This is a genomic window from Micromonospora sp. NPDC007208 (assembly GCF_042869175.1).
GTDB lineage: Bacteria > Actinomycetota > Actinomycetes > Mycobacteriales > Micromonosporaceae > Micromonospora > Micromonospora foliorum.
Genome location: NZ_JBIAFG010000015.1, coordinates 111,167 through 132,093 on the forward strand (window position 1 = coordinate 111,167; position 20,927 = coordinate 132,093).

Annotated in this window: 22 protein-coding genes; 9 read left to right on the forward strand and 13 right to left on the reverse strand. The window is 69.1% G+C overall.

Going from position 1 to position 20,927, the window contains the following annotated elements; genetic code table 11:
* Positions 1–69: 69 nt before the first annotated feature.
* Positions 70–912: an aldo/keto reductase gene (locus ACFYL6_RS25585; RefSeq protein WP_387174929.1), complete on the reverse strand. Its 843-nt coding sequence runs from the start codon at positions 910–912 to the stop codon at positions 70–72.
* Positions 913–1,144: 232 nt separating this feature from the next.
* Between ACFYL6_RS25585 and ACFYL6_RS25590 the strand changes: the two genes are divergently transcribed.
* From ACFYL6_RS25590 to ACFYL6_RS25615, 6 genes are all read left to right on the forward strand, one after another.
* Complete coding sequence (locus tag ACFYL6_RS25590) at positions 1,145–1,726, forward strand: type 1 glutamine amidotransferase domain-containing protein (protein WP_387175079.1); 582 nt, start codon at positions 1,145–1,147, stop codon at positions 1,724–1,726.
* A 210-nt stretch (positions 1,727–1,936) separates the two neighbouring features.
* Positions 1,937–2,926 (forward strand): SRPBCC family protein, encoded by a 990-nt coding sequence (locus tag ACFYL6_RS25595; RefSeq protein ID WP_387174931.1) that lies wholly within the window; start codon positions 1,937–1,939, stop codon positions 2,924–2,926.
* Complete coding sequence (locus tag ACFYL6_RS25600) at positions 2,923–4,098, forward strand: zinc-dependent alcohol dehydrogenase (protein ID WP_387175081.1); 1,176 nt, start codon at positions 2,923–2,925, stop codon at positions 4,096–4,098. Before ACFYL6_RS25595 ends, ACFYL6_RS25600 begins: the two co-directional genes overlap by 4 nt.
* A 144-nt stretch (positions 4,099–4,242) precedes the next feature.
* Entirely contained in the window at positions 4,243–4,923 is a 681-nt protein-coding gene (locus ACFYL6_RS25605) for a TMEM175 family protein (RefSeq protein WP_387174933.1), read from the forward strand.
* A gap of 100 nt (positions 4,924–5,023) precedes the next feature.
* Complete coding sequence (locus ACFYL6_RS25610) at positions 5,024–5,404, forward strand: DUF2267 domain-containing protein (RefSeq protein ID WP_387175082.1); 381 nt, start codon at positions 5,024–5,026, stop codon at positions 5,402–5,404.
* Positions 5,405–5,522: 118 nt separating this feature from the next.
* On the forward strand, positions 5,523–6,236 hold the full coding sequence (locus tag ACFYL6_RS25615; RefSeq protein WP_387174935.1) for a hypothetical protein: 714 nt from the start codon (positions 5,523–5,525) through the stop codon (positions 6,234–6,236).
* A 55-nt stretch (positions 6,237–6,291) separates the two neighbouring features.
* Here ACFYL6_RS25615 and ACFYL6_RS25620 read toward each other — a convergent pair whose 3' ends face one another.
* The gene (locus ACFYL6_RS25620; RefSeq protein ID WP_387174937.1) at positions 6,292–7,380 is read right to left on the reverse strand and encodes a glycosyltransferase family 4 protein; all 1,089 of its coding nucleotides are present in this window, start codon (positions 7,378–7,380) and stop codon (positions 6,292–6,294) included.
* 424 nt (positions 7,381–7,804) lie between these two features.
* On the opposite strand from ACFYL6_RS25620, the gene ctaD reads away from it, so the two are divergent.
* The gene (gene ctaD, locus ACFYL6_RS25625; RefSeq protein ID WP_387174940.1) at positions 7,805–9,811 is read left to right on the forward strand and encodes a cytochrome c oxidase subunit I; all 2,007 of its coding nucleotides are present in this window, start codon (positions 7,805–7,807) and stop codon (positions 9,809–9,811) included.
* Positions 9,812–9,887: 76 nt separating this feature from the next.
* On the opposite strand, the gene ACFYL6_RS25630 is transcribed toward ctaD, so the two are convergent.
* On the reverse strand, positions 9,888–10,898 hold the full coding sequence (locus ACFYL6_RS25630; RefSeq protein ID WP_387174942.1) for a mechanosensitive ion channel family protein: 1,011 nt from the start codon (positions 10,896–10,898) through the stop codon (positions 9,888–9,890).
* A 216-nt stretch (positions 10,899–11,114) separates the two neighbouring features.
* Here ACFYL6_RS25630 and ACFYL6_RS25635 point away from each other — a divergent pair, with 216 nt between their 5' ends.
* Positions 11,115–11,456 carry a hypothetical protein gene (locus ACFYL6_RS25635; RefSeq protein WP_387174944.1) on the forward strand — a complete coding sequence of 114 codons (342 nt, stop codon included), beginning with the start codon at positions 11,115–11,117 and terminating at the stop codon, positions 11,454–11,456.
* A 230-nt stretch (positions 11,457–11,686) separates the two neighbouring features.
* Here ACFYL6_RS25635 and ACFYL6_RS25640 read toward each other — a convergent pair whose 3' ends face one another.
* From ACFYL6_RS25640 to ACFYL6_RS25685, 10 genes are all read right to left on the reverse strand, one after another.
* Positions 11,687–12,415: an anti-sigma factor domain-containing protein gene (locus ACFYL6_RS25640; protein WP_387174946.1), complete on the reverse strand. Its 729-nt coding sequence runs from the start codon at positions 12,413–12,415 to the stop codon at positions 11,687–11,689.
* Complete coding sequence (locus ACFYL6_RS25645) at positions 12,412–13,029, reverse strand: sigma-70 family RNA polymerase sigma factor (protein ID WP_387175084.1); 618 nt, start codon at positions 13,027–13,029, stop codon at positions 12,412–12,414. The genes ACFYL6_RS25640 and ACFYL6_RS25645 overlap by 4 nt, the downstream gene beginning before the upstream one ends.
* A 60-nt stretch (positions 13,030–13,089) precedes the next feature.
* Positions 13,090–13,776, reverse strand: coding sequence for a class F sortase (locus ACFYL6_RS25650; protein WP_387174947.1), 687 nt, complete (start codon positions 13,774–13,776; stop codon positions 13,090–13,092).
* A 17-nt stretch (positions 13,777–13,793) separates the two neighbouring features.
* Positions 13,794–14,582, reverse strand: coding sequence for a hypothetical protein (locus tag ACFYL6_RS25655; protein ID WP_387174950.1), 789 nt, complete (start codon positions 14,580–14,582; stop codon positions 13,794–13,796).
* Positions 14,583–14,716: 134 nt separating this feature from the next.
* A complete protein-coding gene (locus tag ACFYL6_RS25660; RefSeq protein WP_387174952.1) occupies positions 14,717–16,240 on the reverse strand; it encodes a molybdopterin-dependent oxidoreductase in 1,524 nt (507 codons plus the stop codon).
* Between the two features lie 59 nt (positions 16,241–16,299).
* On the reverse strand, positions 16,300–16,929 hold the full coding sequence (locus ACFYL6_RS25665) for a fasciclin domain-containing protein (protein WP_387174954.1): 630 nt from the start codon (positions 16,927–16,929) through the stop codon (positions 16,300–16,302).
* A 142-nt stretch (positions 16,930–17,071) separates the two neighbouring features.
* Positions 17,072–17,995, reverse strand: a complete 924-nt coding sequence (locus ACFYL6_RS25670) for a serine hydrolase (RefSeq protein WP_387174956.1) — start codon at positions 17,993–17,995, stop codon at positions 17,072–17,074.
* Entirely contained in the window at positions 17,988–18,602 is a 615-nt protein-coding gene (locus ACFYL6_RS25675; protein WP_387174957.1) for a hypothetical protein, read from the reverse strand. Before ACFYL6_RS25675 ends, ACFYL6_RS25670 begins: the two co-directional genes overlap by 8 nt.
* A gap of 146 nt (positions 18,603–18,748) precedes the next feature.
* Positions 18,749–19,249 (reverse strand): SigE family RNA polymerase sigma factor, encoded by a 501-nt coding sequence (locus ACFYL6_RS25680; RefSeq protein WP_387174959.1) that lies wholly within the window; start codon positions 19,247–19,249, stop codon positions 18,749–18,751.
* Complete coding sequence (locus ACFYL6_RS25685; RefSeq protein ID WP_387174960.1) at positions 19,242–20,123, reverse strand: hypothetical protein; 882 nt, start codon at positions 20,121–20,123, stop codon at positions 19,242–19,244. Before ACFYL6_RS25685 ends, ACFYL6_RS25680 begins: the two co-directional genes overlap by 8 nt.
* Before the next feature lie 450 nt (positions 20,124–20,573).
* Here ACFYL6_RS25685 and ACFYL6_RS25690 point away from each other — a divergent pair, with 450 nt between their 5' ends.
* Positions 20,574–20,828, forward strand: coding sequence for a three-helix bundle dimerization domain-containing protein (locus tag ACFYL6_RS25690; RefSeq protein ID WP_387174962.1), 255 nt, complete (start codon positions 20,574–20,576; stop codon positions 20,826–20,828).
* The last annotated feature ends 99 nt before the right edge of the window (positions 20,829–20,927 follow it).

Sequence of the window (20,927 nt, forward strand, 5' to 3'; positions counted from 1 at the left end):
CCCGGGGCGATTCTGATACTGAGTGAGTTTCCGGTGGTCAGTTGACTCCCGCCGAAATGGCCACTGGCCCTACAACATCTCCAGCGGTTGTGGGCCGGCCGGCGGCGGGAACGCCGTGTCGAGTGCCGCCACGTCCTCCTCGGTCAGCTGCACGTCGCGCGCCTCGGCGTTCTCCCGGGTGTGTTCGGACTTCGACGATCGGGGGATGGCCGCGACCGTCTCCTGCCGCAGCAGCCAGGCCAGCGCGACCTGAGCGGGCGTGGCCTCGTGCCGGGCGGCGACCTCCGCCACCTGGGGGTGGCCGAGCAGTCGGCCCTGTTCGATCGGCGAGTACGCCATCACCGGGATTCGGTGCTCGCGTAGCCACGGCAGCAGGTCGTACTCGGGACCGCGGCGGGTGAGGTTGTACAGGATCTGATTCGTCGAGCAGGCACTTCCGCCCGCATCGAGCAGCTCAGTCATGTCCGAAAGATCGAAGTTGCTCACACCCCACTGGCCGATGTCGCCGGCGTCGACGAGTTCGGCGAACGCCTCGATCGTCTCTTCGAGTGGATGCGTGCCGCGCCAGTGCAGCAGGTAGAGGTCTATGTGGTCGACGCCTAGTCGTTGCAGACTGCGGCGACAGGCCTGCACGGTTCCCCGTCGGCTGGCGTTGGACGGCAGCACCTTGTCGACGAGAAAGACATCGGCCCGTCGTCCGACGATCGCCTCGCCGAGGAGTTCCTCGGAAGCGCCGTCACCGTACATCTCCGCAGTGTCGATTATCGTCATGCCCAGGTCGAGCCCGGTGCGCAGGGCGGCAATCTCGTCCGACCGCCGCGCGGGGCGCTCGCCGAGGTACCACGTTCCCTGCCCGAGCACGGGCATGGTCTGACCGGACGGCAACTCGATCGCGCCGGCAGCGAGGCTCATGTCGACCTTTCCGGGTAACAGTGGGAGGCCTGGTTACCCGCCGCGAGGAGCAGCACACGCGCGTACGCGACTCTCTCCCCGCAGGCAGTCGGTGTGCGGCGGGCACAGTCCCGGATTGTCCGCCCTCGATCGTGCTTCGCTGCCCAGTTTGCCGGTTCCCCCACCGGGAAGGCGACCGCGATCTAGCGACGCGCCGCCGACGGGGCGGCGCCGCGAAGGGGAGGCCGCAGACATGGCGCAGAGCCAGCAGCCACTGACCGGCAAGCGAGTCGCTTGCCTCGCCGCCGACGGAGTCGAGGACGTGGAATACACCCAGTCCCGAGCCGCCGCGGAGCAGGCGGGAGCCGAGGTCCACCTGATCTCGTTGCAATCCGGCGAGATCCAGTCGATGAACCAGGACATCAACCCTGCCAACCACTTCCGGGTGGATCGGACCGTGAACGACGTGAATGCGGCCGACTACGACGCCCTGCTGCTGCCGGGCGGGACGGTCAACCCCGACCGGCTCCGGATGAACCCGCAGGCCATGGACTTCGTCCGGGCATTCTTCCAACAACAGAAGCCGGTGGCGGCGATCTGCCACGGCCCGTGGTCTCTGGTCGAGACCGGCATGGTCAACGGCCGGACCCTCACCTCGTTCCCCAGCCTGCGCACAGACATCCGTAACGCCGGGGGGAACTGGGTCGACCAACAGGTGCAGGTCGACAACGGCCTCGTCACCAGCCGCAGCCCCAGCGACCTTCCGGCGTTCTGCGCGAAGATGGTCGAGGAGTTCGCCCAGGGTGAAGACGTCCGCCAGATGGCGACGACCTGACCAGTGGGGCTCAGGGCCGGGAGGATCAGGCCGGTCCTGAGCCCCGCCGTATCGGCTGCCCCGCCCGCCGGAACGCCGTCGCTTCCGTGCAGCGGCCGATGGGCGGGTTGAGGTGGTTTCCGAGGGGTATCCGGGCCCTCACGGGTGTCGCGCCCCGGACCGTCCTGACCGGAGTGCTCGGCCGGGTGCGACCGGATACGGAGGCTACCGGTGACTCAACTAGCAACCCGAGAAGCAGAGAAGGCCAGGCAGGACGAGGTTCAGCGGCGGGGGCGCGGGCTCGGCTGGGTGAGCCTCGGCCTGGGCGTGGCACAGCTGGCGGCACCGGACACGGTACGCCGGATCAGCGGAGTGGACGACTCCCCGACGTCCAAGACGGTGGTGCCGCTGGTCGGGGCACGGGAATTGGTACACGCCGCCGGGCTCCTGACGAGCCGGCGAAAGAGCATCTGGGCGTGGACCCGGGTCCTGGGCGACGCGATGGACCTGGCCTCCCTCGGGGTGGCCATCGCCCACCGGAGCGGGCGCCGCCGGCGTCGCCTCGTCGGTGTCACCGGCGCCATCGTCGGAATCACGGTCGTGGACCTGCTGACCGCCGTCCAGGCGACCCGCGCGAAAAGGACCGGGGCGGTACGAGGCGTACGCGAAGGAGGACCCATGGAGCTGACAGCCACGACAACCATCCGCAAACCCCCGCCCAAGGTCTACGCGTTCTGGCGCGACCTGGACAACCTCCCGACCTTCATGGCGCACCTTGAGGAGATCCGCACCACCGGCGACCGTACAAGCCACTGGTCCGCCAGCGCTCCGTTCGGCAAGAACGTCGAGTGGGACGCGGAAATTGTCGACGAAACACCCGGCGAGAAGATCGCCTGGCGGTCGACCGGGAACGCCGACGTGCCGAACGCCGGTGCGGTCCGGTTCGTGCCGGCCCCGGACGGTGTGAGCACCGAGGTGCACGTCGTCATGTCCTACGACATCCCGGGCGGCGCGATCGGCAAGGCGGTCGCCAGGTATTTCGGCGAGGAGCCGCACCAGCAGCTCGACGACGACCTCCGCCGGTTCAAGCAGGTGCTGGAGACCGGTCAGGTGGTCCGATCCGACGGCGCCCCGTGGGGCAAGCGGGCCCGCAAGGAGTTCCCGCAGCGTCCGGCGCAACCGCTGTCGGATGCCGAGCTCGCGAAGGGGGCGGACGCGTGAGGGCGAACACCTGGGCCGGCCGCAACAAGGTCAAGGTCCGCGACGTGCCGGACCCGAAGATCCTGAACGACCGCGACGCCATCGTACGAATCACTTCCACCGCGATCTGCGGCTCGGACCTGCACCTGCTCGATGGGTACGTGCCCACCATGCAGGACGGTGACGTCATGGGCCACGAGTTCATGGGCGAGGTGATCGAGGTCGGCCGGGGCGTCGAGCCGGGTCGGCTGCGCGTCGGGGACCGGGTCGTCGTGCCGTTCCCCATCTCCTGCGGCGCGTGCGGCGCCTGCGCCGCCGAGCTGTACTCCTGCTGCGAGAATTCCAATCCCAACGCCGGGATCACGGAGAAGTTTTTCGGTCATCCGGTCCCCGGAATGTTCGGCTATTCGCATTTGACCGGCGGCTTCGCTGGCGGTCAGGCACAGTACGCGCGAGTGCCGTTCGCCGACGTCGGCCCGCTGAAGATCGAGTCCGACCTGACCGATGAGCAGGTGCTGTTCCTCTCCGACATCCTGCCCACCGGTTACATGGGTGCCGAAATGTGCGACATCCAGCCCACCGACGTGGTGGCGGTGTGGGGTGCCGGCCCGGTCGGTCAGTTCGCGATGGACAGCGCCCGCGTACTCGGCGCCGCGAAGGTCATCGCCATCGACAAGGAGCCGTACCGGCTGCAGATGGCCGAACGGGCGGGCCACACGCCGGTGAACTTCGAGGAGGTGGACGTGCGGTCCCGGCTGCTGGAGCTGACCGGTGGGCGGGGACCGGACAAGTGCATCGACGCGGTCGGCATGGAGGCCAGCCACGGCAGCGCGCACGTGCACGCCTACGACCGGGTCAAGCAGGCAGTCCGCTCGGAGACCGAGCGCCCGCACGCGCTGCGGCAGGCGATCCTGTCGTGCCGCAGCGGTGGCATCGTGTCGGTGATCGGCGTGTACGGCGGCTTCCTCGACAAGTTCCCGGCCGGGGCATGGATGAACCGGGCGCTGACCCTGCGCACCGGCCAGTGCCACGTGCAGCGCTACATGAAGCCGCTGCTGCAGCGCATCGAACGCGGGGAGATCGATTCGACCCGGGTCATCACCCACACCCTGCCGCTCGACCAGGCAGAACACGGCTTCGAGATCTTCAAGAACAAGGAAGACAAATGCGAGAAGATTGTCCTCAAACCCTGACGACCACCCACGCATCCGGCCACCGTGGCACGCCCGGTGGCCGGATGCGTTGTCTGTCCGCAGGCGCGGGTCTGCGGGCGGCCCTGCATGGGCAACCGAGCTGCCCAGCTGTTTGCCGCAGACGACCCTGGGTAGGCGCAGCCGGTGAGCGAGCCAGGCGCAGAGCTGGGCACCCGGTCGGACACCAGCCGCGCCGTGGCGTTCAGCGACGCCATCTTCGCGATCATCATCACGTTGCTGGTCCTGGACCTCCGGGTGCCGGACGTTCCTCCCGGCCGCCTCCTGTCCGGCCTACTCGACCAGTGGCCCTCGTACGTCGCGTATCTCGCGTCCTACTCGTATGTGGCAGTCGTCTGGCTCAACCACAAGGCGGCGTTCAACCGCATCCAGCAGGTCGATCGCGGCCTGCACTGGATGAACCTGTTCGTGCTGTTCAGCACGGCGCTGCTACCGTTTCCGACCATCGTCGTGTCGCATGCGCTGCAGGAACACAACGACAAGGACCAGCGTGTGGCCATCGCCTTCTACGCGCTGCTCGGCGCGTTGCTGTGCGCGACGTGGCTGGCGTTCTACCACTACCTCGCCCGCAACCCTGACCTGCTGAAGGACCAGGCCAAGGACGGCTTCTTTCCCGTCGAGCGGGTCCGGGCCTTCGCCGGGGTCGTCCTGTACGTCCTCGCCGGGCTGGTCGGCTATCTGGTGGCCCCCTTGGTCGGCCTGGTCATTTTCCTTCTCCTGCCCGTCTTCTACGCGGTCACCAGCGCCGGCCTGTACCAGTTGCGGGTGGCCCGCCGTATCACCCACCGCCCTCCCCCACCACGGTGAGGGCGGGCGAACCGCCGTTTCACCCCGGCGGCGGCGGGTACCCGCCGCAATCCGGTTCGAGAGGGGATCCGAGGTGAACTACAGCGAGTTCATTCAGTCTGTGGCGGCGCGACCCAAGGTTCCGTCGGGGCAGGCGGAACCGATCACCCGCGCCACACTCGAGACTGTGGCAAAACGGATCACCGGTGGCCAGGCAAGGGACCTCGCCTCCCAGCTCCCCGAGGAGCTGCGAGGCCTGGTGTCCAGGCCCACCGAAGATCCGGAGCGGTTCGGGTTCACCGAATTCCTCGATCGGGTGCAGTCCGGGGCAGGCGTGGATCGCCAGGTGGCCGCCGACGGAGCACGGGCCGTGCTGGACACCCTGCGTGAGGCTGCCAGCGCGAAGGAGTACGGGGACTTTGTCGACCAGTTGCCGCAGGAGTTCTGGCAGTTGACCGGGCCAGGGTCGGGACAGCTCCAGCCCCGCCGGATCGGCACCTAGGCCACACCCTCGCTGCGGTGGCGTTCAGACTTATCAGCAGGAGCCGAGGATCGGAGGCCACATACCGATGGCGGGCTCCATCCGGTCCGGACGTTAGGCGAGGCCCGAGGAGGGCGGGATGACCGAACCGGAGAGTCGGGACACGGGCGCACGGGAGTCGCCCGCGCAATCGCACGGCCTTCCTCAGCCGGCCGGCGGGCACAGCAGCAAGACGATGTCCGACCCCGACGTCGTCCTCCAGATTCCGCAGGTCAAGGTCGAACAGGTCTACGTCGAGGTCGACAATCTGGACGCCTCTGTTTCCCTGCGAGCCCGGCTGGGCAGCCTGCTCCAGCTCGACGTGGGCGTTCAGGCGCATCTCGGGACGGTGAAGATCGACATCAAGGGCGTCGAGGCCGAGGCGATGCTCGAGGTCCGGCTCGATGAACTCCGGGGCATTCTCGACAGTGCCCTCCGCACAATCGAGCGCAACCCACAGATCATCGAGTCGGTGGTGAAGACGGTGGACACGGCAGTGAACCAGGTCGGGCAGACAGCGCAGGAGGCGCTGGGGCCCCATGGGCCGCTGTCCCAGACGCTGCAGCAGGCCACCGGGCAACTCGGTCAACAACTTGGACAGGCCGCCCAGCAGCTCGGACAGAGCACCCAGCAACTGGCTCAGAGCACTGGGACGGCGGCAGGTGGTGGTGTGGATGGTCTTGGCAGCGTGCTGGGCAGGTCTCCGGCCCGAGCGGCGTGGCGACGGATGAAGAAGACCGTCCACGGCAGTCGGCCTCTGCGGCAGGTCACGACGCGGCTGGCAGGACCGCAGGGGCAACCGCCGCAGAGCTGATCGACGTCTGTCGTGGTGGTGGCATAGCAGCTCGCCAGGTCCCGCCACTGCATGCCTACGTCTGACCCGGCCCGGCGCTGGCCAGGAACCGCCGGTAGACCGCCTCGTAGCTGTACGCCATCCGGGTGGTCGAGAAGTTCTCCGCCACGTGCGCCACGCAGTCCGCCGGGTCGAGCTGCCGCACGGCGTGCAGCGCGTCCGGCAGCTCCTCGGACCGCTCGCAGACCAGCCCGGTCACCCCGGAGCGGACCAACTCCGGCACCGCGCCTCGGGCGAGCGCGACCACAGGCGTACCGGTCGCCATCGCCTCCACCATCACCATGCCGAACGGCTCCTCCCACCGAATGGGCATGATCAGGCACCGGGCATCCACCAGCATCCGCAGGGTGGCCTCCCGGTCGGCGTTGAAAACCACTGTGACGTCCTCGCCGAGCATCGGCTCGATCACCTCGTCGTAGTACTGGCGTTCGGCCGGCTCGTTGCACTTGCCCGCGAGCAGCAGCGGCAACCCGGCCGCCCGGCACGCGCGGATCGCCACGTCCGGGCCCTTGTCAGGACTGAACCGGGCCAGCCACAGCACCGGTCCGGTGCCGGGTTCGGCCTTGTGCGGGATGCTCCGGGGGTCCAATGCATTGTGCACCGTGCCGGTCCACGGCAGCCCCGGGTTCAGCCGACGCTGCCCGTGCGAGATGGCGACCAGGCCGACTCCCGGGTCGGTGTCGCTGAGCACGTCGCCGTGCTCGCCCACCGGATTGCCGTGCACGGTGGCCACCGTCGGCACGGCGCGGCGCCCGGCCACCAGCGGGCCGACCACGGTGTGGTCGTGGATCAGATCGAAGTCCGCCGCCCCGACCAGGTGTTTCACTCGGGCCAGATGTGCGAGCTCAGGCAGAGACTCGCCGAGCCGCGCGAATTGCACATCAGGCGTGGTGGAGACGAAACTACGGGCCGCGGTGCCGTGCTGGTCGCCCGCGCCGAACAGGGTCACCGCGTGACCGTGCAGCACGAGGGCGTCCACCAATCCGGCGACGACCTGCTCCACCCCGCCGTAGCCCGGGGGCGGCACGGGCAGCCAGGGTGGCACTACCATCGCGATGCGCAGTGGACGATCACGGGTGAGGGCACCTGCTTGGTTAACGACCATGAGTCCTCCGATCGGGGTCACCGGTACGCCTGGTCGACCGCTGGCTTCCCGCCAGACGGCACCACTAACCGGCCACTCAGTGTCACGGTAGCTGACTAATCAGTCACTCAGTGTCGATTCCTGTGCGTTAACCAGTCACTCACCGCTGCACAGTCGCGAGCGCCATGGTGCTGGCCGACCACACAGGATGGTCGCCCGCCCGTCGGAACTCCGCAGGCGCCGGGTCGCGGCCCGACGACGTCGTCGGTGACCGAGCGGGCACACCGGACGAGGTGCCGACCGGCGCTCGAATCCAACGTCACCACGACCACCAGTCGAACATCAACGTGCGATAGGAGGGAGTTGCCGGATAAGCGGGTTTCGTTGTGGTTCGACTCGTTTACGATCGTTGAGCGTCTTACGGAGCCAGGTCTCGGAGTGAGTCATGCCAAAGTCAGCGAGTACTGAGCCTGGTCAAGGTCGTCCGGTGGCGATCCTCGCTCCGGCGGAGTTCGGCGGCTACCCTGGGCCGCTGCGTCGCGCAGTGCCCGGCAACACCCTGCTCAGGCTGCTCGCCACGACCGACGCCAAGCAGATCGGCCTGCTCTACCTGATCTCGTCGTTCTTCTTCTTCATCGCCGCGGGCATCGAGGCGCTGCTCATGCGCGGCGAGTTGGCCCGCCCGGGGATGCAGTTCCTCTCTCAGGAGCAGTACAACCAGCTGTTCACCTCGCACGGCACGATCATGATGTTCCTGTTCGCCACGCCGCTCGCCTTCGCGTTCGGGAACTACCTCGTACCCCTGCAGATCGGCGCACCTGACGTCGCCTTCCCCAGGTTGAACGCGTTGGCCTACTGGCTGTACCTGTTCGGCGGCCTGATGGTGCTCGGTTCCTTCATCAGTCCGGCAGGTGCTGCAGACTTCGGATGGACGGCCTATCCGCCGCTGAGCCAGGTGGAGCACACACCGGGGGTGGGCGGCAACCTCTGGGCCATCGGGCTGGTGCTCTCGGGCGTCGGCACGATCCTCGGATCAGTCAACCTGATCACCACCACCCTGACCCTGCGCGCCCCGGGGATGACGATGTGGCGGATGCCGCTGTTCACCTGGGCCATGTTCATCACCGCGTTGATGGCGATCGTGGTGTTCCCGCTGCTGTCGGCGACGCTTCTCGCCCTGCTGTCCGACCGCGTGCTCGACAGCCACGTCTATGACGCCGCCAACGGTGGTCCGGTGCTCTACCAGCACCTGTTCTGGTACTTCGGCCATCCCGAGGTCTACATCGTGGCGCTGCCGTTCTTCGGCATCATCAGCGAGGTGCTGCCGGTCTTCTCGCGGAAACCGCTGTTCGGCTACAAGGGCATGGTCCTGGCACTGTGGGTGATCTTCTTCTACTCCCTGAACGTGTGGGCGCACCACATGTTCGCCACCGGCCAGGTCCTCCTGCCCTTCTTCTCAGCGACCACCTTCATCATCGCCGTGCCCACGGGGGTGAAGTTCTTCAACTGGATCGGCACCATGTGGAAGGGGCAACTGACCTTCGAGACCCCGATGCTGTTCGCCATCGGGTTCCTCGTCACGTTCCTCTTCGGCGGCCTCACCGGCGTGCTGCTGGCCAGCCCGCCGGTCGACTTCCACGTCCACGACAGCTACTTCGTCGTAGGGCACTTCCACTACGTCCTCTTCGGCACCATCGTCTTCGCCGCGTTCTCCGGCGTGTACTTCTGGTTCCCGAAGATGACCGGCCGACTGCTCGACGAACGAATTGGCAAGGTCCACTTCTGGACGATGTTCGTCGGTTTCCACACCACCTTCCTGGTCCACCACTGGCTGGGTAACCGCGGAATGCCCCGCCGCTACGCCGACTACCTACCGCAGGACGGCTTCACCACCCTGCACACCATCTCCACCATCGGGTCGTTCCTGCTCGGCGCGTCCACCCTGTTCTTCATCTACAACATCTGGAAATCCTGGCGCTTCGGCGCCGCGGTCACCGTCGACGACCCCTGGGGGTACGGAAACTCCCTGGAATGGGCGACGACCTGCCCGCCGCCGCTGCGGAACTTCGACCGCATGCCCCGGATCCGCTCCGAACGCCCCGCCTTTGACGCCAAGTACGGCGTTCTGGTCGCCGACCTCGGCCGTGACCTACCGCAACGCGCCGCCAAGCCCCCGCAGAGCGTCGGCGAGGAACTGCACCGCGAGAAGCACCTGCCGGAGGCGCCCGGTGGTGACGGTGCCCACCGCGGTCGGGCCGTGGCCAGCGACCAACAGACTCCACAGACCGGTGCCCGTCCCATCGAGGTACCCGAGCCGGAGCAGACCCGCCGCCCGAGCTTCGAGCGGACCACGGAAGCCGACGAGAACCCGCTGGACTCTCAACGCGGAGAGGAGGCCCCGCCGCCGTGGCGCCATCCGGGCGACGAGGGCGAGGCGGGGGCCCGCAACTGATCATCCGCGACCCACCGCCCATGGTCGTCCTTGGACTCAAGAAGGACCATGGGCGGGCGGCACGTACGACCCGCGGTCAGGGTTGGTACTGACTGCGGGTGCGGGGCAGCCACTGGGGATGGTGGTCGCGCAGGTAGCAGATGAGTCCCTCGCGCAGGTCGCAGCGCAGGTCCCAGGCGCTGGCGCCGTCGGCGGCCGAGGCCTGCACCTGGATGACCACTGCCTGCGGGGTGGAGTCGACCATCTGGAGCACCCACTGGCCGCGATCCCACAGCGGTGAGGACTCGACCAGCCGGCGCGCCTCCCGGCGCAGGTCGTCCAGGTCGGCGGTGAAGTCGACGTGAATCTGGATCTTGCCGACGACCCGGGACTCGTTCCGGGTCCAGTTCTGAAACGGCCGCTCGGTGAAGTACGTGGTCGGCAGGATGAGCATCCGCTCGTCCCAGAGGCGGATCACCACGTTGGTCAGCTTCACCTCCTCAACTCGACCCCATTCGCCGTCCACCACCAGCACGTCGCCGACGTGCAGACCGTCGGCGAAGGCGACCTGGACACCGGCGAACGCGTTGCCGAGCGCGGTACGGGCGGACAGGCCGATCAATGCGCCGACCACTCCCGCCGACGTCAGCACGGAGACACCGAAGAGGCGTACCGGCCGGAAGGTGATCAGGATCAGGCCGATCGCGACGATGGTGACCACGGCGACGGTGAGCCGCCGCACGGGGCGAATCTGCGTCCGGGCCCGCCGGACCCGCCGGCTGGCGACCGCGTCACCCGGCAGTCGACTGAACGCCACCGCCTCGGCGACGTGCAGCGCCCTGATCACTAACCACGCCCCGGATACGACCAGGCTCACCAGGACGAGGTGCCGCAGATGACGCTGCCACCCGACCGGACCCAACGGCAGCGCGTAGTACAGCGCCCCGACCAGCAGCACCGCTGCCGCCGGGCGGCGGCAGGCATGCCGCAGGGGCTCCAACAACCACCGGTAACGGCCACGGGCTACCCGGCGGACGACCACGCCACTGATCAGGTCCACGACCACCGCCGCCGCCAGAGCGGCCACTACGATCAACGCGGTACGCATCAGAGGCCGTTCACCGTAGTCCCGATGCCATCCCCCGGCTCCCTACCCAGTCCACACACCCAGCGTCCCATCCGATTCGGTGATGGCCGGCGAAGATGGGAGAAACGACCGCCGATCCGAAGTGTCCGTTTTAATCTCAAAAGGCCGTTTTCGGCCTTATTCTGGGCTTAAGCCGGTCACTGAACGCCGGGTCCGAGACGGGGGATTGAGACCTTGATGGAATCTGAGGGCGCGGACAAAGGCGCCATGGCAGGCGGCGGCTCGTTCGACTTCTTTGTTGTCAACATCTCCAGCGAGGCGCTGACGGGTAATGTCACCTGGACCGGTGGTAGCAGGTCCGAGAGCCTGGACGTCGACGGCTTGGCACCCGCCACCATGTCGCCGTTGCAGTCGTTCTCGCCGCAGTCCGGCGTGAACGACTACTGGCAGTGGTCGGAGAAGGGCGACAAATACAAACTCAACGTGTACGACAAAGACCGCTACGCGGCCGTGGTCATCAGCGACTACGGCATCGGCGTTCTGGTAACCAACACCAGCCCCGGCACCTGGTCCTGGTGAGGCGAAGTCCCGAGGCCTCCACGGCGCTGCCGTGCTGAACACCATCGAGCGAGACCGTATAACCGCTGGTGATATCACCGGTGGACGTGCGAGCGTGCCGCGAACGCAGTTGAGCGGAAGAGCGTCAGTCGCGGCGGAAGCTTGCGAGGGCTAGTCGTTGGAACGGCTCGGTCTCGTTCCGGGGCAGCGGAGCGGGGCCGGACCCCCGCCGGTGTGCCGGCCGGCCCAGCTCAGCTCAGCTCGACCGTACCCACGATCCGCGTGGGGGCGGCCGAGCCGCCGACGGGCTCGTTGGACACCCCGAACGTGCCCGCCTCGCCGACCGGGCCGATGACCGTGGTCGACGCCCTGTCCCCCTCGGCGAGCTGTCCCACCTTGCGGGGCTCGCTGCCCCGGATGAGCCAGAGCTCGTAGATCCGCCCGGCACCGGGCGCGGGCAGGTCGCGCAGCAGCACCACACCGTGGTCGCGGTCGCGGGAGACCACCACGGTGGCGGCACCGCCGGGCTGCAGCGACCGCTCGAAAACCCGGGCGTCCGGGGCGTCCAGGACGGCGGCGATCTGCCGGGCCTGCTCGCTGCTGGCCTGCTCGTCGCTGATCCGGTCGTTGCTGATGGTCCAGGTGACCGCGCTCGCGCCGCCGGCCACGAGGACGGCTGCGGCGGCGGCCACGGTGAGCTGCCGCCACCTGCCTGCCTGCCGTCCGCCGCTGGCACCCGCGGCGTTGACGCGCAGCTGCGGGGTCCGGGCCGCCTGGGCGAGGGTCCGCTCCCGCAACCCCGGCGGGGTGGCCTCGATGACGGTGTCGTCGGCGAGGCGCGCGACGGTCTCCCGCAACTCGGCCACCTCGACGCGACACGGTTCGCACTCGGCCAGGTGCCGCTCGAACGCAGCCCGCTCGACGTCGTCGACCGCGTCCAGGACGTACGCACCAGCGAGGGTGTGAACATCGGCGCTCATGCGCGTCCCTCCATCTCGATGCCCAGGCAGTCGCGCATCCGGATCAGCCCGTCGCGCATCCGCGTCTTCACCGTCGGCAGCGGTGTCTGCAACTTCTCGGCGACCTCTCGGTAGGTGTGACCGCCGTAGTAGGCCAGGGTCACCGACTCCCGCTGCACCGGCGTCAACCGGCCCAGGCACCGGCGGACCTGTTCCCGCTCCAACCGGGCGGTGACATCCTCCACCACCTCGTCGTACGGGACGTGCGTCTCGCTCGCGGCGACCTGCTGGGTGCGGTTGGTGTGGGCCTGTTCGGAGCGCACCCGGTCCACCGCGCGGCGGTGCGCCATGGTGAGGATCCACGCCGAGGCGGAGCCGCGGCCGGTGTCGAAGCGGCCGGCGGTGCGCCACACCTCGACCATCACCTCCTGCGTCACCTCCTCCGCCTGCGCCGGATCGCGGACGACCCGCCGGGCCAGGCCGAGGACCCTGCCCGCCATGGCGTCGTACAGCGTGGCGAACGCCGCCTCGTCACCCCGCGCCACCCGCGGCAGCAGCTCGTCGGCGTTCGGTGGGGTCGCGGTGTCCGGCGGCACCGATCGCAACCGCCGCGCCTGTTCCGGGTCACCGCTCATTCTCGGCATGTCCTCTCCTGTGCGGGCGACGGTTTCGGTGTGCCGCCGCGTTCTCGGTGCTTAGGCGGGATGAGCGTGGGCCAGGCGCGCGTAGACGATGACATTGTCGCGGTAGTGTTGGGTGGTGTCGTCGAACTCGCCGCCGCAGGTGATCAGGCGTAGCGCCGCGTGGTCGGTCGCCCCGTACACCTCGGCGGTGGGGAAGCGGTCCTTCGGGTGCTGCTCGACCTTGGTGACGGTGAACGTCGCGCTGCTGCCGTCCTGACGGTCGACGGTGATCCCGGCGCCGACGGGCAGCTTGCCCAGGTCGAAGAACGTTCCGCGGCGGCCCTTCCAGTCGACGTGCCCGGCCAGCACGGCCGGGCCGAGGGCGCCGGGCATCGGTGCCTTGGTGAACCAGCCCACGTCGGTGGCGCTGTCCGGAACCTGCATCGCGCCGTCCGCCTGCAGGCCGAGGGGGACGATCGCGGCGGTGGCCCTCAGCGACGGGATCGACACCCGCGTTGGCGGCGAGCCGGCCATCAGCGGTCCCGAGGTCAACTCCCCCGGCCTGGTCGCCGGGACCGGCGACGCGCTGGCGGCGGGTGCCGCGGCGGACGCGTCGGGTGGGGGTGGGCCGCCGCCCCGGTTGGCGACCGCGACACCGATCGTCAGGGCCGCCGTCACGGTGAGGATGCCGGCCGCCGCCAGGAGCGCGTGTCGCCCCCGGCGGCGGCCGGCCGGCAGTGGCGCGTCGCCGGTGTCCATCACGGATCGCCGTCGGCTCAGCGCTCGCCGGCGAGCCGGCGTCGCGCGACGACCGCACCGGCGGCGCCGAGCAGCGCGAGGCCACCCACGGCGTAGATCATCATCGGCGATCCGCCGGAGGTGCTGCCGTCGCCGGTGGCGACACCCCCTGCGGGTACGGAGCCAGCGGCCGCGCCGCTGACCATGCCGCACGTCGCGGGGTCGGTGGCCTCGGCGGGGATGCCGTTGACGCCAACGGACTTGGCGAACGTCGACTCGCCGAGCGCTTCCATGTCGTACTTGCCGTTCTTGTTGGCGTCGATGCCGTGCTGCACGAGGTGCAGGTCCTTCAGGTGGGCGATCGTGCCCGTGGGCAGGTCCGCGGCGGGGATGGTGCGCTCGTAACTGAGGTTGCCCTTCGCGTCGGCCGTCGGCATCCGGTCCACCGCCAGGCCGCTGGCCTTGGTCGTGTCACCGGTGGTGGTCAACGAGATGAAGATGTCCCCGTACATCTTCAGGCCCTCTTCGGTGCTGACGTAACCGTTGCCGTTGGCGTCGGCGGACTTGTCCGGGCAGTGGAAGTCCATGCCGTTCGCGGCGCCGTGCACGTGCTGGGCGTGCGGCGAGTTCGGCGTCATGCCCTTCGACCGGATCATGACCTTCAGGTCGCCGCCGCTGGTCGCGGTCAACGTCGCGGTACCGGTCGCGCCGGTCTCGTTGAGGTCCTGCAACTGGACCTGCACGCTCTCGTCGGCGTGCGCGACGCCCGGAAAGGCGAGGACCAGCGCGGCCGCGGGCACGGCAAGCAGGGCTCGGGGCAATCTCACAACAAGTCTCCGTCTCCGCCGGGTACGGCGTTGATGCTCAGGTGCTGTCGTGAGGGATTCGTCGCCTCCCGTCCACCGGATTGGTCCCGGCCCCGATTCTTTTCCCGGAGCCGGACGGCGACCCGTCGGCAGGGTCAGGTGATGGTGACGGTGGTGCTGTGCCAGCCGGTCGCACCGTCCGGGAAGGGCGCGGCCCGTTGGTCGGTCTGGGTGGCGCCGGTGGCGTCGGTGGCCCGTACCCGCAGGGTGTGGCTGCCGGCGGTGGCGTCCCAGCGGTAGGTCCACTGCCGCCACAGGTCCGGTGAGGGGCCGTCGGCGAGGCGGGCCTGCCGCCACGGCCCGTCGTCGATCTGCACCTCCACGGCGGTGATCCCCCGACGTTGCGCCCACGCGACACCGGCGATCATCACGGGGCCGGCCCGCTGTTTGGCGAAGGGTTTCGGGGTGTCGATGCGCGACGCGGTCTTGACGGGTGCCTCGGCGGCCCACCCGCGTCGCACCCAGTAGGGGTCGAACGCGTCGAAGGTGGTCACCTCCAGGGAGGTGAGCCACTTGCACGCGCCGACGTACCCGTACAGGCCGGGGACGAGCATGCGGACGGGAAAGCCGTGCTCCAGGGGCAGGGCTTCGCCGTTCATGGCCACCACCAGGAGCGCGTCGCGGCCGTCGAGGACCGCCTCGAGCGGGGTGCCGATGGTCATGCCCTCCACGGAACGGCTGACGAGTTGGTTCTGCCCGGCGCGGATGCCCGCCTCGCGTAGCAGCGGCGCCAGGGGGATCCCCGTCCAGCGGGCGGTGCCGACGTAGGGGCCGCCGACCTCGTTGGAGACGCAGTTGAGGGTGATGTCGCGCTCCACCACACCGCGGGCGAGGAGCTCGTCGAATGTCCAGGTACGGGGCCGGTCGACCGCGCCGTCCAGGGTCAGCCGCCAGGTTTCCACGTCGACCTGCGGAACGGTGAGGGCGGTGTCGACCCGGTAGAAGTCCCGGTTGGGGGTGAGGAACGCCGAGACCCCGTCCACGCCGGCGGAGACGCCACCGGGTAGCGGCGGCGCGGGTTGCGCTGGCGGCGGTATCCGAACGGCGGCGCGGGAACGGGCGCCGACGGCGCTGCGACGACCGACGGCCTGGCCGATGGCTGCCGTGGCGCCGGCGGTGAGCGCTGTTCCCGCCGCCGTGGCCAGAAACTGGCGGCGGTTGAGCAGCCGCGGCCGACCCTGTCCCGGGCCCGGGACCGTCCGAGCGGCACGCGCCACCAGAAGCATCGCGGCCATCCCGATGCCGGCGCCCGCCAGCACCGGCAGGACGTCCACCGGCGTCGCCGTCGGGCGGGACAGGACGGCGGCGACACCGACACCGGCGAACGCGGCGAGGCCGGCCAGACCGTAACGGCGTCGTCGTAACGTCGCCGCGCCGAGCAGGACCGCGCTCAGGGCCAACAGGGTGTAGACGCCGGCGAGGAGGGCGACCTTGTCGTTGGTGCCGAAGGTGCGGATGGCGAACGCCTTGACCGGTTGCGGTGCCAGGTCGACAGCGACACTGCCGACCGCCAGCACCGGATCGGCGGCCGGATTGACCAGCGCCGCGACGAGATGCGCCACGCCGAGGGCAACCCCGGCGCTCAGCACCCCGACGACGAGGCCGCGGGCGACGGTCACGCTCCGGGACGGCCCCGGCCGGCGAGTCGCCGGCCGGGGCTCGTTGGTGGTGGACACCATCAGCTCTTGGGCATCAGGACGCTGTCAACGATGTACACGGTGGCGTTGGCCGTCGAGACGTTCCCGCAGACCACCATCGAGGTGCCGTTGACGGTGAACGACGTGCCACCACCGGTCACCGTGACGTCGTCACCCTGCAACGTCTTGTGGGTCCCGACTAGGGTGTCCGGGGACAACTGGGTCGGCACCACGTGGTAGGTAAGGACCTTCTGCAGCATGGCGTCGTCGGCCAGGACCTTGTCCAGGTCGGCCTTCGGAATCTTGGCGAACGCGTCGTTGGTGGGCGCGAACACCGTCACGCCCTGCGCGCCGTTGAGCGAGTCCACCAGGTTGGCCTTCTTCACCGCCGTCACCAACGTCGACAACAGCGGATTACCGGACGCGGCGGTGGCCACCGGCACCTTCGCCATCGCCTCGAAACTTCCCGGGTTGGACGGATCAGTCGGCACCGCCGTGCACCCCGAGCCGAACTGACCCGACATCATCATCGACGGCGACGCCGAGACCATCGGCGTGCTGGCCGACGTGCTCGGCGCGCCGCTCGCCGTGTCCTCGCTGTCGGTACCGCCGCAGGCGGACAGGGCCAGCACGGCGATCACGCCGACCGTGGCAAACAGGCGCCGCTTCATACGAACTCCTCAGATGCTTGTACTCGATTGCTGCTGTCATGAGGCATTCGAGGCCGACCCGCAGACGGATGGGTACAAGATCTGAGTTCTTCTACTGCCGGGCAGGTCGACCGAACCCGGTCGGCCTGCCCCGACGTCGGGTCTACCCCTGGGAAGGACTCTCGCCCGCTGTGGCGGCGCGCATCTCCTTGACCACGTACGTGGCGACCTTCTCGACGACGCGGATGCCCTCCTTCTGGCTCACGTGATGGTCGGAGAGCACGGCGATCAGCCAGTCATGACGGGCCTCGACGATCCGTCCGATGCTGTTGACGAGCCAGCGGCCGCCGTCGACGTCAACGGTGTCCCAGCCGTTCTTGACGTACACGGAACGATTGCCCGGCTCCCGCGCGGCGGTGACGCCCCATCGTTGCTCGGGGATCACCTTCTGCATCAGGTCCATGACGAAAGCACGGTCCTGCGGGGTCAGCGGTCCCGTCGGCGACGTCAGCGCGGTCAGCAGGCGCAGCTGGTCGGCGGCTGTGGTCGTGGTGACTCCCCAGTGCGAGTTGGGTTTGGTCTCCCGCAGACCGAGTGCGCGGTTCGCGGCGGTGAGGCCGCGCGAGCCATCGATCCGCTGCCACAGGGCAACCGCCGCGTCGTTGTCACTGGACACGATCATGGCCTCGGCCAACCGTCGGGTGTCACCACCCAGGGCCTTGCCCGGCGGTCGCTGGCGCAGCAGAAGGGCCGCGAGGATGTTGACCTTGACGATGCTGGCGGTCTCGAACCGTCTGCCGCCGACCGTCACCGCAGCCGTTCCCTGTCGATCCAGTGCCGCGACCGCCACACGGCCGCCGTACCGCTCCAGGTAGGCCTCGATGCGCGTTCTCGCCTGGCCGATCCGGTCGACGGCCGGCGTCGTGGGAATCGGCTGGGCAGGGGACGAACTGCGCGACGGGCCGGCTCCGTCGCCGGAGCGACCGTGCGTGGCACCGAAGGCGGCCGTCGCGACGCCGGCGAGAGACATGGTGACCGCGGAGACGACCCAGCGGCGGGGCAGCGGCCGACCTCTCCCCTCAGCCAAGACGGGCCACCGCCTTGGCCGCGATCGAGTCCACCGCAACCTGGCTGCCCGAGTCGGGCAGCCTGACCGTCGAGACCGTCTCGCCTCGTCTCAACAGCACGACGTACGTGACGGTATCCGGGAGTTCGGCATGCGCGATGCGTCCTCGAATGAGCATGCCGACGCCCTCCAGATAATGTGGATCGACGACGTCGAACGAGACCTGCGATCCCAGCACCAGGTAGCTCGCACACCGCAGGAGGACCTGACGGACGTCGTCGACATTCCGCTCGGCCCATCCAGGTTCGTACGTCTCCACCACGTGGTGGGCTGCCGACGAGCCGTCGGACGGCCGGTAGGAGCGCTGCACGGCAGACCGCCGATGCGACTTGGCCGGGTAGTCGCTGCTCTGGTAGTTGGGGCAGCTGTCCTGCTCCCACGGCCAGGGCGGCAGACCGGTTCGAGCCTCGTCCTCATGCCAGTCCGAACCCAGATCACCCGCCCCCAGCAGCATGCTCGGATCGGCCCGTTCCGCGGTTGCGGTGTGTCGCTCATCGGGGCCGACGTCGGGCTCCGACCGATGACAGCCCGCGGCCAACACCGCCAACGCCGACAGGACCGCCGGCACGACAGCGACCGAGCCTCGGCCTCTGCCGCGGCTCCGGCCTCGGCGCCTCCTGCTGCTCGATACGGACACCGAAAACCTCCCCAAACGCAGACAGTTGCCACCGACACCACCGGGATCCGCCGCACCCCGGCCGCCGACGGGACCGGTCAATGGCGTTCCTCGGCGAACAGCTCGGAACGGGTCTCGCCGAGCAACTCGCGCAGGCGGTTGAGCGAACGCATGCTCTGGCTCTTGACGACGGCGGTGGAGACGCCCACAACCTCGGCAGTCGTCTCCACGCTCAGGTCGTCCCAGTACCGCAGGACGATGATCGCCCGATCCCGCAACGGCAGGGTGGCGACCGCGTCCAGCAACGTCATGCGCAGCTCGGCCGGATGTTCCTCGCCCCGATCCGGCGGCGCCGACATCGCCAACTCGCGGCTGGAGCGACGCCGCTGCTGATCGATCATGCAGCGCAGCAGTACCTTGCGGGCGTACGCGTGGGGGTCGTCGGCCCGGCGGACCCGCCTCCAGTTGGCGTACACCTTGGCCAGCGTCGTCTGGGTGAGGTCCTGGGCGAGATGCCAGTCGCGGCACATCAGGAACGCGGCGTCGCGCAGGCGGCGAGCGGCCGCCTGCGCGAACTCCACGAAGTCTTCGTCAGCCATTCGACCGGGCCAGCGTCGGGAACCTCTTGGCACCGCTGATGACGAACTCGGCCGGCATTTTTGTCCCCCAGCTCGGGTTGGCGGCGATCGAGGTCGCCTCCTTCACGGAGAGAACGGGCGCTGCCGGCGACGTCCCCTTGCCCTCCCAGACCAGACAGGTGGAGATCATCAGATCGACCTGGAGGCCACCGCCGTGGTGCACGGTGACCACCTTGTTCCGCACGCAGTCGTCGGGTACTTCGGTCAGCTCCACCGTCCCCGTGGGCGGGTCGCCGCCGAGGTTGTCCTGGTAGATGGAGAGCCGCACCATGCCCGGTCCATCGCCTCGATCCAGGAAGAGCTGGACGTACGGCATGCCGGGACCCGCCCCGCCGCTCTGCAGGTTCGCGAAACCGCTGGTGTCCCCCTTGGGCAAAAGGCGGCCCAGCAGATCCAGAGCGCCCTGCGGTGTGGTGGTCAAAAGCTCGCCGTCCGGCTCCGGCCTCATCCTCACGGTGTCGATCACCGTGGTCGGCGGCACCGGCCGATAGGGGTCTCCTCGCGGATCCTCATCGGCGCCCCCCTCGAACCGGCCCGGGGCGGCACCATCTGGGACCTCAGCCGGCGACGGCGTGGTGGCGACCGGCCCACCCGGGCCGCCGACGTTCGGCCCGGCGGGCTGAGCGGCGTCATCCGCACCGACGCCGAACGGCCCGGCGGCCAAGCCGATCACGAGCAGCACCGCCAACGCCGACCCGCCGGCGCCGAGCTGCGCCAGACGGCGCTGGCGGCGCAGCCGGCGGCCCTGCACCACCGACTGCTGGACCAGGTCACCCAACGGCGGCGCGGGGTGTCGGGCCAGGTCGTCCCTGAAACGCCCACGGACGTCACCCATGTCCCGTACCCCCTCCTCGGCCCGACCGCCCGCAGTGGCGATCCGTCACCTGACTGACGGGTCGGCCGGCCGATTTGGTTACCGATTTCGGGCGCGAATTTTCAGCCGCTCCCGACCGCTACCGCCGCCGTTTCAGCACGTGTGCGGCCAGATCCGTAGCGTCACGCTTCTCGGTCAGAGCGCTACCCCGGAGGGGCGGACAGCCGGGGTCGGACACCGCCTCGAAGCCCACGCGCCGGCTTACCGTCACCGCCGGCAGTGTGCTGTTCGGAATCGCGGATGACGCGAGTCGGTTGGAGCACAACCCGTACGGCATCCTAGGAGGTTAGGTTGTTGGAAGCCGCTTGTCAGACAGCGCCAGAGGTGAACTTTGCGCGAACGAATGAGTGCCGAGTGGATGTTCGGGGCAACCACCCATCAAGACACAGAGGACGACAGGCGAGGTGTGTGATGACCGAACCCGCAGCCACCGGCGGTCTCGTTGACCCGGAGATCGCCCTGCAACGTCAGGTCGAGACACTGAAACAACGCTTCCCGGACGCCGACGACGCTGAGCTTTCCGCCCGCGTCCACGAAACGCACGCGCGGCTCAAGGACGAGGCGACGGTCGATTCGCATCTTGTCGCCCTGACCGAGAAGCAGGTGACGGAGGATCTGCGCAGCGGCGGCGGGACCGTTCACATCCGCAGCGACGACACCGCCTGAGTAGGCACGCGAAGGCGTCGGCCGCCTCCGTAGGTGCAGAGGGCTGCGGCATCGGTGCCGGTCAGTTGGCGGCATGTCGCAGCCCTCGACGTTCCCCGC

What these genes read in the sequence shown, in the direction of transcription:
- ACFYL6_RS25585 (WP_387174929.1), bottom strand. Translation starts at nt 912, where the DNA reads ATGAGCCTCGCTGCCGGCGCGATCGAGTTGCCGTCCGGTCAGACCATG.
- ACFYL6_RS25590 (WP_387175079.1), top strand. Translation starts at nt 1,145, where the DNA reads ATGGCGCAGAGCCAGCAGCCACTGACCGGCAAGCGAGTCGCTTGCCTC.
- ACFYL6_RS25615 (WP_387174935.1), top strand. Translation starts at nt 5,523, where the DNA reads ATGACCGAACCGGAGAGTCGGGACACGGGCGCACGGGAGTCGCCCGCG.
- ACFYL6_RS25620 (WP_387174937.1), bottom strand. Translation starts at nt 7,380, where the DNA reads ATGGTCGTTAACCAAGCAGGTGCCCTCACCCGTGATCGTCCACTGCGC.
- ctaD (WP_387174940.1), top strand. Translation starts at nt 7,805, where the DNA reads ATGCCAAAGTCAGCGAGTACTGAGCCTGGTCAAGGTCGTCCGGTGGCG.
- ACFYL6_RS25630 (WP_387174942.1), bottom strand. Translation starts at nt 10,898, where the DNA reads ATGCGTACCGCGTTGATCGTAGTGGCCGCTCTGGCGGCGGCGGTGGTC.
- ACFYL6_RS25635 (WP_387174944.1), top strand. Translation starts at nt 11,115, where the DNA reads ATGGAATCTGAGGGCGCGGACAAAGGCGCCATGGCAGGCGGCGGCTCG.
- ACFYL6_RS25640 (WP_387174946.1), bottom strand. Translation starts at nt 12,415, where the DNA reads ATGAGCGCCGATGTTCACACCCTCGCTGGTGCGTACGTCCTGGACGCG.
- ACFYL6_RS25645 (WP_387175084.1), bottom strand. Translation starts at nt 13,029, where the DNA reads ATGAGCGGTGACCCGGAACAGGCGCGGCGGTTGCGATCGGTGCCGCCG.
- ACFYL6_RS25650 (WP_387174947.1), bottom strand. Translation starts at nt 13,776, where the DNA reads ATGGACACCGGCGACGCGCCACTGCCGGCCGGCCGCCGCCGGGGGCGA.
- ACFYL6_RS25665 (WP_387174954.1), bottom strand. Translation starts at nt 16,929, where the DNA reads ATGAAGCGGCGCCTGTTTGCCACGGTCGGCGTGATCGCCGTGCTGGCC.
- ACFYL6_RS25680 (WP_387174959.1), bottom strand. Translation starts at nt 19,249, where the DNA reads ATGGCTGACGAAGACTTCGTGGAGTTCGCGCAGGCGGCCGCTCGCCGC.
- ACFYL6_RS25685 (WP_387174960.1), bottom strand. Translation starts at nt 20,123, where the DNA reads ATGGGTGACGTCCGTGGGCGTTTCAGGGACGACCTGGCCCGACACCCC.
- ACFYL6_RS25690 (WP_387174962.1), top strand. Translation starts at nt 20,574, where the DNA reads ATGACCGAACCCGCAGCCACCGGCGGTCTCGTTGACCCGGAGATCGCC.